We start from the raw sequence: 13,819 nt of genomic DNA on the forward strand, positions 1-13,819 counted from the left end.
AAACACGGCGTCGGAGGCAGGATCGAGACGGACCAGCCGCCGTCCTCAGGAGGTCTCGTCATGGCCCGCACCGTCGCCGAACACCTCGTCGACCAGCTCGTCGCCGCCGGCGTCAAGCGCATCTACGGGATCGTCGGGGACTCCCTGAACCCCGTCGTCGACGCCGTCCGCCGCACCGACGGCATCGACTGGGTGCACGTGCGCCACGAGGAGGCGGCCGCGTTCGCGGCCGCCGCCGACGCGGAGGTGACGGGCGAGCTCGCCGTCTGCGCCGGGTCGTGCGGGCCGGGCAACCTGCATCTCATCAACGGTCTCTACGACGCGAACCGCTCCAGGCTGCCCGTGCTCGCCATCGCGTCGCACATCCCGAGCGCGCAGATCGGCACGCAGTTCTTCCAGGAGACGCACCCGGACCGGATCTTCACCGAGGCGTCCGTGTTCTCGGAGATGATCTCGACGGCGGCCCAGCTGCCCCGCGTCACACGGTCCGCCATCCAGCACGCGCTCGCCGCCCCCGGCGTCGCCGTGCTCACCCTGCCGGGCGACGTCGCGGACGAGCGCGTGCCCGACGACGACGCCCCGATCCTCGTGCCCGGCGCGTGCCCGGCGCGCGTCGTGCCGAACGACGCCGACGTCGAGGCCCTCGCCGACGCGATCAACCAGGCCAAGAAGGTCACGCTGTTCGTCGGTGCCGGGGCGCGCGACGCCCGCGACGCCGTCCTGGAGCTCGCGGACCTGGCGGCCGCACCCGTCGGCCACTCCCTGCGCGGCAAGGAGATCATCCAGTACGAGAACCCGCACGACGTCGGCATGTCCGGCCTGCTGGGGTACGGCTCCTGCCACGAGGCGATGCACTCGGCGGACCTGCTGATCCTCGTCGGCACCGACTTCCCGTACGACTCGTTCCTGCCCGCCGACGTCCGCACCGCGCAGATCGACGTCGACGCCTCCCACCTCGGCCGCCGCACCCGGCTCGACCTGCCGGTGCACGGCGACGTCGGCGAGACCCTGAAGCTGCTCAACCCGCTGATCAAGCGCAAGAAGGACCGCAAGTTCCTGCGCTCGATGGTCGACAAGCACGCCGGGCTCATGACCAAGGTCGTGGGCGCGTACACCCGCAACGTGGAGAAGCACACGCCGATCCACCCGGAGTACGCGGCCGTGCAGCTCGACGAGACGGCAGCCGACGACGCCGTGTTCACCGTCGACACCGGCATGAACAACGTGTGGGCCGCCCGGTACCTCACGCCCAACGGGAAACGGCGCGTCATCGGGTCGTTCCTCCACGGGTCGATGGCGAACGCCCTGCCGCACGCCATCGGCGCTGCGTTCGCGCAGCCCGGGCGGCAGGTCGTGGCCCTCGCCGGCGACGGCGGCCTGTCCATGCTGCTGGGCGAGCTCATCACCGTGCGCACCTACGACCTGCCGGTGAAGGTCGTCGTGTTCAACAACGCGACGCTCGGCATGGTGAAGCTGGAGATGCTGGTCGAGGGGCTGCCGTCGTACGGCACCGACTCCCCGCCCGTGGACTACCGCAACATCGGGCTCGCCGTCGGCATCCCGTCCGTCCGCGTGGAGCGGCCGAAGGACCTGCGCCGCGCCCTCGCCGACGGCCTCGACCGCAAGGGCCCGGCGCTCATCGAGGTCGTCACCGACCCCAACGCGCTGTCGATCCCGCCGTCCATCACGTCCGGGCAGATCCGCGGGTTCGCCACCGCCATGACGAAGCAGATCTTCGGCGGCGGCATGGGCGAGGTCATGTCCATGGCCCGCTCCAACCTGCGCAACCTGCCCCGCTGACCCGCCCGTCGTTGTGCCGCCGTCAGCGCCAGGTGGCGGCCACGGCGAGGAAGGCGTCGTTCGCCTCGACCTCGCCGATGCTGACGCGCAGGCCATCGCCGGCGAAGGGGCGCACGAGGACGCCGGCGGCGGTCGCCTCGGCGGCACGCGCCACGGTCTCCTCGCCGAGCGGGAACCAGACGAAGTTCGCGTGCGTCTCGGGCAGGTCCCAGCCCTGCTCGCGCAGCGCGGCGGTGACGCGCTGACGCTCGGCGACCAGGGCCTCCACCCGCTGCCGCAGCTCGTCCTGGGCCACCGGCTCGAGGGAGGCGAGCGCCGCGCGCTGGGCGACGTGGTTGACCCCGAACGGCGTCGAGACCGCCCGGATGCCGGCGGCGAGACGCGGCTCCGCGACGGCGTACCCGACGCGCAGGCCCGCCAACCCGTACGCCTTGGACAGCGTGCGCAGCAGGACGACGTTCGGGTGCCGGCGCAGCAGGTCGACACCCTCGGGCGCCTGCGGGTCGCGCACGAACTCGAGGTACGCCTCGTCGACGATCACGAGCACGTCGCGCGGGACGGCCGCGAGGAGCTCCTCCAGCTCGTCCGCGTGCACCACGGGCCCGGTGGGGTTGTTCGGCGTGCAGACCATGACGACGCGCGTGCGCGGCGTGACGGCGGCGGCCATGGCGGGCAGGTCCAACCGGCCGTCCGCACGCACCGGCACGGTCACGGCGGTGCCGCCCGCGACGGCGACGACGATCGGGTACGCCTCGAAGGACCGCCACGGGAACACGACCTCGTCGCCGTGCTCGACGACGGCCTGCAGCACGTGCCCGAGGACCGCCACCGACCCGTTGCCCACCACGACCTGGTCGGCCGGGACGCCGACGTGCGCCGCGAGCGCCTCGACCAGCTCCGTGGCGTACATGTCGGGGTAGCGGTTGGTCTCCTCCGCGGCGCGCGTGATCGCCTCGAGGACGGACGGCAGCGGCGGGTACGGGTTCTCGTTCGACGACAGCTTCCACAGCTTCGCGCCCTCGGCGGGCCGCGCGCCCGGCACGTACGCGGGCAGCGCGGCGACGGCGGCGCGCAGGGGGACGGCGAGGTCAGGGGCGACAGGAACGGCGGGGTCAGGGACAGCCGTGGGGTCAGCAGGCGTGGTCACAGCGCTCAAGGATGCCACCTGCGCCGCACCCTCCCACCGTCGAGGGCGCTGACGTGCCACGATGGCGGCATGAACTTCATCGTCCGCACCCTCGTCACGGCCGTGGCGCTGTGGCTGAGCGACCTGATCTTCACCAACCTCGAGATCCTGCCGCCGTACGACGGCGACAACGTGCTCGAGTACATCCTGGCGCTGCTCGGCGTGGCGCTGGTGTTCACGATCATCAGCAGCTTCGTGAAGCCGATCGTCAGCATCATCTCGATCCCGTTGCTCATCCTCACGCTGGGCCTCTTCTACCTCGTCATCAACGCCTTCGTGCTGTGGCTCACCACGTGGATCACCGATCAGGGGTGGTTCGGCGACTGGGGCGTCGAGGTGTCCGGCGGCTTCTGGTGGTTCGTCTGGATCGCCCTCATCCTCGCCGTGCTGCAGGCGATCATCGGCGCGTTCGCGCCGAAGAAGGGCTGACCACTCGCGATCAGCACGTTCAGCAGGGCATCGCCCCCGTCGGGTTCCCCGGCGGGGGCGACGTCGTCCCGGGCACGGTGCCGAGCGTCCCCGGGCCGGGAGCCAGCACCAGCGGCGGGGCCGGGTCCACGCGACGCGCCACGAAGAACCGGGTGCGCCCCCGGGTGCCCGCGAGCAGCCGCTCGAGCCGCGCCGTCACCCCCGCCACCTGCACGTTCCCGGACCGCTGCGCGGCCGCCAGGGTGCGCAGGTGCGTGGGCATGGCATGGGCGAGGGCGATGCTGCCGGCGGCGGCGGCGTCGGCCGGGTCCGACGAGTCCAGGAGCCGGCGCCCGACGGTCACCCGGTCCGCCGTGGCCGGCCCCTCCTCCCGGGACCGGCCGTCCACGTTCTCGACCAGGCTCTCCTCGTTCTCCACGTGCAGCACCGGCACCCCCGCGGGGACCGCGAACGTCGCCGTCGGCGACCCCGCGGTCACCACCCCTCCGACGGGGTGCCGCTCGCGGAACTGCGGCGACGCCGCGAGCGCCGTCGCCGCGATCCCGCCGAGGCTGTGGCCCACCAGCACCACCGGCTCGTCCTCGCCGGCGCCCGCCGCGTCGAGGGCCTGCTCCACCGCCACGGACACGTCCGCCGTCTCGTGGGCCATGAGGCTCAGGTCGGTCGCCGCGTCGAACGGGTTCGCCGTCGACAGGAAGCTCTGCGTGCCGGGGATCAGCACTGTCCACGACGTGCTGCCGTCCGCGTGCGTGACCTCCTCCACCGCGAGCGTCCCCGTGGGCACGCCCGCCGCGGGCCGGTCCACGACGCCGCTGCCCTGGGGGTAGAGGTCCGCGGTGCGGGCGAGCGCCTCCGCGACGGTGCCCGCCGGACGGGCGGCCCACGGGGGCGGAGGCCCGGCGACGTCGTCGTCGGCCAGGGCCACCACCTGCGGCACGGCGTCCGGCAGCAGCGCGGCGACGACGTCGGACAGCAAGGCCGCGCCCCGCGTGACGGGGTCCAGCGCGGCCGGCCCCTCGTCGACCACGCGTCGCAGGTCCCGCCAGGTCAGCGGCCGGGTGGCACTCAGCCCTGTCGCGAGCCCCGCGACCGCCTCGTCCGACACCGGTGCCAGGACGCGCCAGGCGTCCGCAAGGGGTCCGTCGGGGCTGGTCGTCACGGGCGCCGACGGCGGCTCGGGAGGTCGCCGCGCCGAGGGCGGCCCTGCGGCGGGGTCGGTGCCGCCCGCACGACCGGGCCACCAGGCACGCAGCAGCCCGGCCGTCCCCGACCCGGCGGAGAGTGCCGGCAGCACGCGCAGCCCGAGCCACGCCCCCGCCACCCCCGACAGCACCGTGACCGCCCCGTCAGCGACGCGCTGCGCCACGGTCTCGGCCTCCCGGTACAGGCCGGCGGCGAAGCGCAGGCGCCGCGAGCAGCGCTCCACGGCGCCGGTCCGGGCGCCGAGCCGGGTGCTCGCCTCGTCCAGGTGGGCGGCCGCCAGCTCCCGGAGCGCGGCCCGGGTGGCCTGGGCCGCGGAGTCCTCCGGCGTCGCAGGCAGCGCGAGCGACGGCGCCCCGAACGGGCGCGGCGCCCACACCGCCCCGCGCAGGGTCCCGGCCGCGCCGAGGCACCGCTGCGACGCCTGCCGCAGCCGCCCCGCCGCGTCGTCGAGCAGCACCGCCGCGCCCTGCACCGCCTCCGCGTCGACCCGCGAGACGCTCCGCCCGCCCACGACGTCCAGCGTCTCCTCCGGCGGCAGCCCCCGGGTCACCGGGCCAGCACCTCGGCGGCCTCCTCCAGGAGGCGCAGGTCGGCGTCGAGGTCGGCGAGCAGGGCCGCGACGTCGTCCCGGAAGCGGTCGGCCGCCGGCGACTCCCACACCACCGCGAGGGTGCGGCGGGCGGTCGCGGCGGCGTCGTCGACGTCGCGCCGTGCCGCGAGGACGACGTCCCGCGCCGCGTGGGGGTCGGGTGCCGGGGACGAGAAGGGCGGGGCAGGCGAGGTCATGCCCGTGACGCTAGGCCGCGCCCCGGCAGCGGCGTCCCACGCCGTCGCGCGCTGTGGACGGCGCCGCCCTGGGGACAGGCTCCGCAAGGCACGGCTCCGCGCCCGCGTCCCCCGCGAGGCCTGTCAGCCGGCGAGCACCCCGGCCAGCCGGTCCGCGTCGGAGAGGATGTCGATGCCGGCCACCCGGCCGTCGCGGACCGTGAACGCGAGCAGCGAGTAGACCGTGCCGTCGTCGAGCACCGTGACCAGCCCGGGCGACCCCGACACCAGCGCGAGACGCGAGAAGCGCGCCGTCCCGAAGTGCAGCCGGGCCTGCTCGCCCACCGCCACCGCGCCGCGCAGCACGCGGGACAGGTCGCCCGGCCCGTAGTCCAGGCGCACCACGACGTCCGGGTCCAGCAGCGCCATCAGACCGTCGAAGTCCCCCGCCTGCGACGCCGCCAGGTACGCCGCCACGACCTCACGGCGCCGCGCGACGTCGTCCTGCGCGGGGACGCCGTCGCGTACCTTGCGCCGAGCCCGGCTGGCGAGCTGGCGCGTGGCGGGCAGCGACCGGTCCACGAGCGGCGCGATCTCCTCGAACGGCACCGCGAACTGGTCGTGCAGCACGAACGCGACCCGCTCGGCGGGGGCCAGGGTGTCCAGCACGACCATCAGCGCGGCGCCGAGCTCGTCCTGCTCGACCGCCCGCCGCTCGGGGTCGTCCGGCTCGTCCAGCGGCGTCACGACCAGGTCCGGCAGGTGCCCGTCCCAGCCCGGCCCGTCCCCCGCCGGCCCGCCCCACGCCGCCTCCCGGCGCGCGGCCCGCGACCGCAGCAGGTTGAGCGCCACCCGGCCGACGATCGTCGTGAGCCAGCCGCCGAGGTTCTCCACCCCCGCCGTCCCGGCGGCGTGCGCGCGCACCCAGGCGTCCTGCACGGCGTCCTCGGCGTCGGCGGTGGACCCCAGCACCCGGTACGCCACCGAACGCAGGTGCGGCCGGAACGCCTCGAACTGGTCCGCCGTGAGCGAGCCTGCCGCGAACTGACCTGCTGCGAACTGCTCCGTGCTCACCGGTCACACTCCTTCGTCGGGCCGTGTCAGAGAGGTGACAGCGCACGCTGCCGGTGCCACCGAACCACGAGAGTGCGACACCGGCCCTTCCGACCAGGAGCCCGCATGACCCGCCTGAACTCGACCCGTCCGACCTCGATCGATCTGACCTCGAACGATCCGGCCACCGTCGACGCCTTCGCCCAGGCCCTCGGCCACGACCTCGGCGGCCGGCTGCTGCTCCCCGGCGACGACGGCTTCGACGCGGCCGCCACGCCGTGGAACCTCGCCGTCCGGCAGCCCGTCGCGGCCGTCGTCGAGGCCGCCGACGCCGACGACGTCGCCGCCACGGTGCGGCACGCGGCGGCCGCCGGGCTCACCGTCGCGGCCCAGTCCACCGGCCACGGCGCGTCGGGGGACGTGGCCGGAACCGTCCTGCTGCGCACCCGCACGCTCGACGCCGTCGAGGTCGACGCGGCGCGCCGCACCGCCCGCGTCGGCGCCGGGGCGTCGTGGGGCGCGGTGCAGGCCGCCGCCGCGCCGCACGGCCTCACGACCCTGCTCGGCAGCGCCCCCGGCGTCGGCGCCGTCGGCTACACCCTCGGAGGGGGGCTGGGCTGGTTCAGCCGCGTGCACGGGCTGGCGGCCGACCACGTGCGGTCGTTCGACGTCGTCACCCCCGCCGGGGAGCAGGTCACCGTCACCGCCGCCTCCGACCCGGAGCTGTTCTGGGCCCTGCGCGGCGGGGGCGGAGACCTGGCCGTCGTGACGGCGATGGAGATCGACCTGGAGCCGGTGCCCGCGTTCTCGGGCGGCAAGGTCGCCTGGCCGGCCGAGCGCGCCGCCGAGCTCCTCGCCGTCTTCCGCGAGGTCACCGCCGCGGCCCCGCCCGAGCTGAGCGTCTGGCTCTCGCGGATCGAGGCGCCGGGCGCGCCCGCCGTCGCCGTCGTGCACGCGGCGTTCCTCGGCGAGGCGACCGAGGCGCGCGCGCTGCTCGCGCCGTTCGCCGCCGTCCCGGACGCCCTGGGCCCGGGCGTCGACGCCGCGATCGGCCCGGTCGCGCTGGCCGCCGTCGGCGACATCACCGCCGACCCGACCGACCCCGCCGCCGGCAAGGGCCGCTCCGAGCTGCTGCGGGGCATCGACGACGAGGCCGTGGAGCGCCTGTTCACGACGTCGGTCGCGCCGCTGCTGGTGCTCCAGCTGCGGCACCTGGGCGGCGCGCTCGCCGCGCCGGGAGACGGCGCGGGCGCGCTGGGCGCCATCGCCGAGCCGTATCTGCTGTACGCGTTCGGCCTGGCGTTCGAGCCCGGCCTCTCGACCGCCGTCGGGCACCGGCTCGAGGCGCTGCCCGCCGAGCTCGCCCGGGTCGCCACGCTCCGCAAGCCCGCCACGTTCCTCGCCCCGGGCGAGAGCGCGGCGGCCGCGTACGGCGACGCCGCCCTCGCCCGCCTGCGCGACCTCAAGCGCGCCCGCGACCCCCGGCGCACGATCCGCGGGAACTACCCGCTCCTCGGCTGACCCGACCGCTGTGGGTGGGATCGTGGCCCATCTCCCGCCGGAGAACGGGCCACGATCCCACCCCCGACGGTCGGCCGCGGGCGGTTCGGGGCCCGTGGGAGAATGTGGGCCGTGACCTCCCCCGCGCCGCAGACCTCGCCGTCCGACGTCCCGACCCCCGCGACCGACCGGGTGAACCTCGCGGACGTCACCCCGCCGATCGCCCTCGGGCCGCTCGACGGCCGCTACCGCGGCGCCGTCGCGCCGCTGGTGGACCACCTCAGCGAGGCCGCGCTGAACCGCGCGCGCATCCACGTCGAGGTCGAGTGGCTCGTCACGCTGTGCAACGGCACGACGACGACGCCCGGCGCCGTCGTCCCCGGCGCCCCCACCCTGACCGACGCCGAGATCGCGTACCTGCGCCGGATCCCCGCCACGTTCGGCGCGGACGAGATCGCCGAGCTCGCCGCCATCGAGCGCGAGACGGTGCACGACGTCAAGGCCGTCGAGTACTTCATCAAGCGCCGCATCGCGACCGCCCCCGAGGCCCTCGGCGAGACGAGCCTCCCGGCCGCGAGCGAGCTCGTGCACTTCGCGTGCACGTCCGAGGACATCAACAACCTGTCGTACGCGCTCATGGTGCAGGGCGGCGTGCGCGACGTGTGGCTGCCCGCCGCGGCCGCGCTGACCGACCAGCTCGCGGACATGGCGCGCGAGCACGCCGACGTCCCGATGCTGAGCCGCACGCACGGGCAGCCGGCCACGCCGACGACGATGGGCAAGGAGCTCGCCGTCCTCGCGCACCGGCTGCGCCGTCAGCTGCGCCGCATCGAGGGCGCCGAGTACCTGGGCAAGCTGAACGGCGCCACCGGCACCTACGGGGCGCACGTCGTCGCCGTCCCGGGCGCCGACTGGCCGGCCGTGTCGAGGGCGTTCGTCGAGCACCTGGGCCTGGTGTGGAACCCGCTGACCACGCAGATCGAGTCGCACGACTGGCAGGCCGAGGTCTACGCCGACGTCGCCCGCTTCAACCGCATCCTCCACAACCTCGCGACCGACGTGTGGACGTACATCTCGCTCGGCTTCTTCACGCAGATCCCCGTCGCGGGCGCCACCGGGTCGTCGACCATGCCGCACAAGGTCAACCCGATCCGGTTCGAGAACGCCGAGGCGAACCTCGAGATCTCGTGCTCGCTGCTCGACACCCTGTCGGCCACGCTCGTGACGTCCCGCCTGCAGCGCGACCTCACCGACTCCACCACGCAGCGCAACATCGGCCCGGCGTTCGGCCACTCGCTGCTCGCGATCGACAACGTCCGCCGCGGCCTCACGGCGCTCAACGTCAACGCCGCGCTCATGGCCGAGGACCTCGACCACAACTGGGAGGTGCTCGGCGAGCCCGTCCAGTCGGCGATGCGCGCCGCGTCCGTCGCGGGCGTCGAGGGCATGGAGAACCCGTACGAGCGGCTCAAGGAGCTCACCCGCGGCCAGCGCGTCGACGCCGCGCGGATGCGTGAGTTCGTCGCCGGCCTCGGCCTGCCCGACGACGTCGCGGCGCGCCTCGCGGACCTCACGCCCGCCTCGTACACGGGCATCGCCGCACGGCTGGTCGAGGACTACCTCGCCTGATCCCCGCGCCGCCCGAAGCGTTTAGGAGCGCCCGCGGCGCGCCGGCGACCTCCTAGCGTGGCGCCGTCCGCACCCCCGACGCGACGGAGCCTCGCATGCGAACCGCACGACGTCCTCGATCGACCGCCCGGGTCGCGGCCCTCACCGCGGCCGCCCTCGTGGGCGGCGCCGGCCTCACCGCCGGTGCCGTTACCCTCGCCACGTCCGCCTCGGGCGCGACGACGGCCTGCGAGGTGGACTACGTCGTCACGAGCTCGTGGGCGGGCGGCTTCCAGGCCGACGTCACGCTCACCAACCTCGGCGACGCCCGCACCGGCTGGGAGGTCTCCTGGCAGCAGGCCGACGGGGATCGCGTCGCGCAGGTCTGGAACGGCCGGCTCACGCAGGACGGCGCGCAGGTGCGCGTAACCGACGTCGGCTGGAACGGCTCGCTCGCGACCGGGGCGACGGCGTCGTTCGGGCTGATCGGCACGTCCTCGGGCGCGGCGACGGTGCCGGCGAGCTTCAGCCTCGACGGCGTCGCCTGCACGGGAGGCGTGCCCACGACGGACCCGTCCGACCCGCCGACCGACGACCCGGGCACACCCGGCGACGCCACGTTCTTCGTGGACGACGGCACGCAGGCGTGGGACGCCTGGCAGGCGGCGTCCGGCACGGACCGCGCGCTGCTGGAGAAGATCGCCACGACGCCGCAGGCCTCCTGGGTCACGGACGCGGACCCGGCGGCGGCGGCCGCCGGGGTGGCGGACTACACCTCCCGCGCCGCGGCGGCGGGCGCGACGCCGCTGCTGGCGGTGTACGCCATCCCGGGCCGCGACTGCGGGTCGCACTCCGGCGGCGGCACCGACGAGGCCGCGTACCGTGCGTGGGTCGAGCAGGTGGCCGGCGCGATGGTCGGCGAGCCGTGGGTGGTGCTGGAGCCGGACGCCCTCCCCCAGCTCGGCGCCTGCGACGGGCAGGGCGACCGCGTCGGGATGCTGGCCGACGCCGCGCGCATCCTCGACGAGGCCGGCGCCCGCGTGTACCTCGACGTCGGCCACTCGGCCTGGCTGCCCGCGTCCGAGGCCGCGTCCCGTGTGCAGCAGGTGGGCCTGGAGCACGTCGCGGGCTTCGCGCTCAACGTGTCCAACTACCGCACCACCGACGAGTCGCGCGCCTACGGCGAGGAGGTCTCGGCCCTGCTCGGCGGCGTGCCGTTCGTCGTCGACACCTCCCGCAACGGCAACGGCTCGAACGACGAGTGGTGCAACCCGCGCGGTCGCGCGCTGGGCGAGCGGCCCGCCGTCGTCGACGACGCCACCCACCTCGACGCCCTGCTGTGGGTGAAGCGGCCTGGCGAGAGCGACGGCGCCTGCAACGGCGGCCCCGCCGCCGGTGCATGGTGGCAGGAGATCGCGCTGGAGCTCGCGCGCAACGCGAGCTGGTAGCGAGCCCCGCGCCTCGCCGAACAGGCAGTTGTGCACCCCATCCGCCGCGAGAAGGTGCACAACCGCCTGTTCGGCATCGGTCCCGGGTCAGCGCGACATGGCCTGCTGCCCGACGACGGCGAGCAGGGCGAGCTTCTCCTCCGCCTCGGAGCGCGGCGGCGCGGTGAGCACCAGCAGCGCCTGGGTCTGGTCCTCGGTGAACAGCACCTGGCAGTCCAGCTCGATCGGGCCGACCTGCGGGTGCACGAGCGTCTTGTGGTCGGCGAACCGCTGGTGCACCTCGTGCCGGTCCCACAGCTCGCCGAACTCGGGGCTGCGCGCCCGCAGCTCGCGCACCAGGTCGCCGGCGCGCGAGCGCGGCCCGAGCATGCCGTGCGCCGCGCGGAGCGTCGAGACGAGCGAGCGCCCCTGCCGGTCGCGGTCGTCCTCGGGGTACAGCAGCCGCTCGGCGGGGTCGGTGAACCAGCGGTAGACGTCGCTGCGCGCCCACCCGGTGAGCGCCGACCGGTCGCCCAGCAGCGCGACGGCGAGGTCGTTGGCGACGAGCGTCTCGCCGAGCGCGGACAGCACGAGGGCGGGCGTGTCGGACAGGCGGTCGAGCACGCGCAGCAGCGCCGGCGACACGTGGGACGACATCGTCACCCGGTCCGGCGTGCCCCGGCCGGCCACGCGGAACAGGTAGTCGCGCTCGTCCTCGGTGAGCCGGAGCGCCCGCGCCAGCGACGCGAGCATCTGCTCGCTGGGCTGCGGGCCGCGCTGCTGCTCGAGCCGCGTGTAGTAGTCGGCCGACATGGCCGCGAGCGCCGCGACCTCCTCCCGCCGCAGCCCCGCGGTGCGACGTCGCGCCCCCGCGGGCAGGCCGACGTCGGCGGGCTGCACCGCCTCGCGACGGCGGCGCAGGAACTCGGCGAGAGCAGGGCGGTCCATGCGCCCATCGTCCGTCGACGACGCCGGCCGGGCCAGGCCGCAGCCAGGGATCGCCGGTCCCCCGATGACGGCTCCTCTCCCGCCCGGCGTCGGCGCGGCGCACGGTGGTCGGCATGGACCTCACCCGTAGCACCGTCTTCGTCCCCGGCGCGACCAGCGGCATCGGCCTCGCGCTCGCCCTCCGCCTCCAGGCCCGCGGCAGCACCGTCATCGTGGGCGGACGCCGCACCGCCCTGCTCGACGAGATCGTCGCCGCCCACCCCGGGATCGACGCCGTCCGCATCGACACCGCGGACCCGGACAGCATCGAGGCGGCGCGCCGCGACGTGCTGGAGCGCCACCCCGACCTGGACGCCGTCGTCGCGATGGCCGGCATCATGCAGCCCGAGGACTGGACCTCCGACGACTTCCTCGCCACCGCCGAGCGCACCGTCACGACCAACCTGCTCGGCCCGATCCGCCTGGCCGCCGCGTTCCTGCCGCACCTGCGCGCCCGGGCGGAGGCGGGCGCGGGCGCCGCGTTCGTCACCGTCTCCTCCGGGCTGGCGCACGTGCCGATCGCCGCCACGCCCACGTACAACGCGACCAAGGCCGCGATCCACCGGCTCAGCGAGGGCGTCCGGCTCCAGCTCGAGCCGGCGGGCGTGCAGGTGATCGAGATCGTGCCGCCCGCGGTCCGCACGGCCCTCATGCCGGGCCAGGAGGACAGCCCGATCGCGATGCCCCTGGACGCGTTCGCCGACGAGACGGTGGAGCTCCTCGCGTCCCGGCCCGACGCGCACGAGATCCTCGTCGAGGGCGTGAAGTTCCTCCGCTTCGCCGAGACGTCAGGCACCTACGACGCGACCGTCGCCCGGCTCAACGCGACGGACCCGCACGCCGTCAGGGCTTCTTCGAACTGAGGTACTTGGTCGCGACGAATCCCTGCTTGCCGTTGACGTAGACCTTGACCCAGCCGTTCGAGGAGTCCCAGATCTTCTTCACGGCCTTGCCCCGGTCCAGCGAGTCGAGGACCTTGCCGCTGGTGCTCGGCGTGGAGCGCAGGCGCAGCCCGTCCACGGTCACGTAGCGCGTGCCGAGCGAGGTGAGACCGGGCGAGACGTAGGAGGCGTGCATCCAGCCGGTGGTGCCGCTGTACGTCACCTTGCGCCAGACCCCGGAGCCGGCGCCGGGCTTGGCGGTGAGCTTGCGATTGACGTTGACGGTCTTGAGCACGCGGTAGCCGGTGCCCGGGCCGGAGCGCAGGTTGACACGCGTGGTCGTGTAGTAGGTGCACGACGTCGGCACGACGCGCTGGGCGGCCCACGCCGCGCCGGCGGTGAGCGACGCGCCGTGGTTCTTCATCCACGGCAGCGGGTCGGTGGTCTTCCCCGACCCCTTGTACGCGCCCTTCCAGATCTCCAGGTGCAGGTGCGGCGCGGTGGAGGTGCCGGAGCTGCCGACGTCGGCGATGCGCTGACCGCGCTTCACGTACGTGCCGGCCTTGACGTACTTGTCGCCGTCGACGACGTGGCCGTAGACGGCGAAGACCTTGCCGCCGTTGGCGTTGGACCGCACCACGACGACCTGGCCGAAGCCCGGCGCGGACCCCGCCTTGATCACGGTGCCCGGCGCGACCGACCTGATCCTGGTGCCCTTCTTGGCGCTCATGTCCTGGCCGAGGTGGTAGGTGGACGCCCCCTTGATGGGCATGCAGCGCGGCCCGTAGTAGGAGGAGAGCCCGTAGGTGTCGTCGGGGAGCGGCCGGACGGCGGCCGTCGCGGCGCCCGCTCCCGCGATCCCTGTCGTGAGCGCCACCGCGGTGGCGATCCCCATCGTGACTCCGGTCGTGATGATGCGACGCACGGTGCGCATGGTGGTGCCCTCTCCGTGTCAGGGTCCGAGGCATCGTTGCCCAGCG

12 protein-coding genes are annotated in these 13,819 nt (G+C 74.9%); 6 read left to right on the top strand and 6 right to left on the bottom strand.

Features of this window, described 5'->3' with window-relative positions:
• Positions 1–60 precede the first annotated feature (60 nt).
• Positions 61–1,800: a pyruvate dehydrogenase gene (locus ACQP60_RS15670; RefSeq protein ID WP_429734463.1), complete on the top strand. Its 1,740-nt coding sequence runs from the start codon at positions 61–63 to the stop codon at positions 1,798–1,800.
• Positions 1,801–1,822: 22 nt separating this feature from the next.
• Here ACQP60_RS15670 and hisC read toward each other — a convergent pair whose 3' ends face one another.
• On the bottom strand, positions 1,823–2,875 hold the full coding sequence (hisC, locus tag ACQP60_RS15675) for a histidinol-phosphate transaminase (protein WP_429734946.1): 1,053 nt from the start codon (positions 2,873–2,875) through the stop codon (positions 1,823–1,825).
• Between the two features lie 141 nt (positions 2,876–3,016).
• On the opposite strand from hisC, the gene ACQP60_RS15680 reads away from it, so the two are divergent.
• Complete coding sequence (locus ACQP60_RS15680) at positions 3,017–3,415, top strand: phage holin family protein (protein ID WP_429734465.1); 399 nt, start codon at positions 3,017–3,019, stop codon at positions 3,413–3,415.
• 19 nt (positions 3,416–3,434) lie between these two features.
• On the opposite strand, the gene ACQP60_RS15685 is transcribed toward ACQP60_RS15680, so the two are convergent.
• The 3 genes from ACQP60_RS15685 to ACQP60_RS15695 all read right to left on the bottom strand — a co-directional run bounded on the left by ACQP60_RS15685 (position 3,435) and on the right by ACQP60_RS15695 (position 6,457).
• A complete protein-coding gene (locus ACQP60_RS15685; protein WP_429734467.1) occupies positions 3,435–5,168 on the bottom strand; it encodes a hypothetical protein in 1,734 nt (577 codons plus the stop codon).
• Positions 5,165–5,404 (bottom strand): hypothetical protein, encoded by a 240-nt coding sequence (locus tag ACQP60_RS15690; protein WP_429734469.1) that lies wholly within the window; start codon positions 5,402–5,404, stop codon positions 5,165–5,167. The genes ACQP60_RS15685 and ACQP60_RS15690 overlap by 4 nt, the downstream gene beginning before the upstream one ends.
• A gap of 123 nt (positions 5,405–5,527) precedes the next feature.
• Positions 5,528–6,457, bottom strand: a complete 930-nt coding sequence (locus ACQP60_RS15695) for a sigma-70 family RNA polymerase sigma factor (RefSeq protein WP_429734471.1) — start codon at positions 6,455–6,457, stop codon at positions 5,528–5,530.
• A gap of 105 nt (positions 6,458–6,562) precedes the next feature.
• On the opposite strand from ACQP60_RS15695, the gene ACQP60_RS15700 reads away from it, so the two are divergent.
• From ACQP60_RS15700 to ACQP60_RS15710, 3 genes are all read left to right on the top strand, one after another.
• A complete protein-coding gene (locus ACQP60_RS15700; RefSeq protein WP_429734473.1) occupies positions 6,563–7,957 on the top strand; it encodes an FAD-binding oxidoreductase in 1,395 nt (464 codons plus the stop codon).
• A 102-nt stretch (positions 7,958–8,059) separates the two neighbouring features.
• On the top strand, positions 8,060–9,565 hold the full coding sequence (purB, locus tag ACQP60_RS15705; RefSeq protein WP_429734475.1) for an adenylosuccinate lyase: 1,506 nt from the start codon (positions 8,060–8,062) through the stop codon (positions 9,563–9,565).
• A gap of 95 nt (positions 9,566–9,660) precedes the next feature.
• A complete protein-coding gene (locus tag ACQP60_RS15710) occupies positions 9,661–10,992 on the top strand; it encodes a glycoside hydrolase family 6 protein (protein ID WP_429734477.1) in 1,332 nt (443 codons plus the stop codon).
• A gap of 87 nt (positions 10,993–11,079) precedes the next feature.
• Here the strand turns inward: ACQP60_RS15710 and ACQP60_RS15715 are convergent, their stop codons facing one another.
• Positions 11,080–11,919, bottom strand: coding sequence for a helix-turn-helix transcriptional regulator (locus ACQP60_RS15715; protein WP_429734479.1), 840 nt, complete (start codon positions 11,917–11,919; stop codon positions 11,080–11,082).
• Positions 11,920–12,032: 113 nt separating this feature from the next.
• Here ACQP60_RS15715 and ACQP60_RS15720 point away from each other — a divergent pair, with 113 nt between their 5' ends.
• Positions 12,033–12,821, top strand: coding sequence for an SDR family oxidoreductase (locus tag ACQP60_RS15720; RefSeq protein WP_429734481.1), 789 nt, complete (start codon positions 12,033–12,035; stop codon positions 12,819–12,821).
• On the opposite strand, the gene ACQP60_RS15725 is transcribed toward ACQP60_RS15720, so the two are convergent.
• Positions 12,802–13,764: an SH3 domain-containing protein gene (locus ACQP60_RS15725; RefSeq protein ID WP_429734483.1), complete on the bottom strand. Its 963-nt coding sequence runs from the start codon at positions 13,762–13,764 to the stop codon at positions 12,802–12,804. The two genes, ACQP60_RS15720 and ACQP60_RS15725, sit on opposite strands and share 20 nt — an antisense overlap.
• Between the last annotated feature and the right edge of the window lie 55 nt (positions 13,765–13,819).

The organism is Isoptericola variabilis (assembly GCF_050311655.1).
Classification (GTDB): Bacteria; Actinomycetota; Actinomycetes; order Actinomycetales; family Cellulomonadaceae; genus Isoptericola; species Isoptericola variabilis.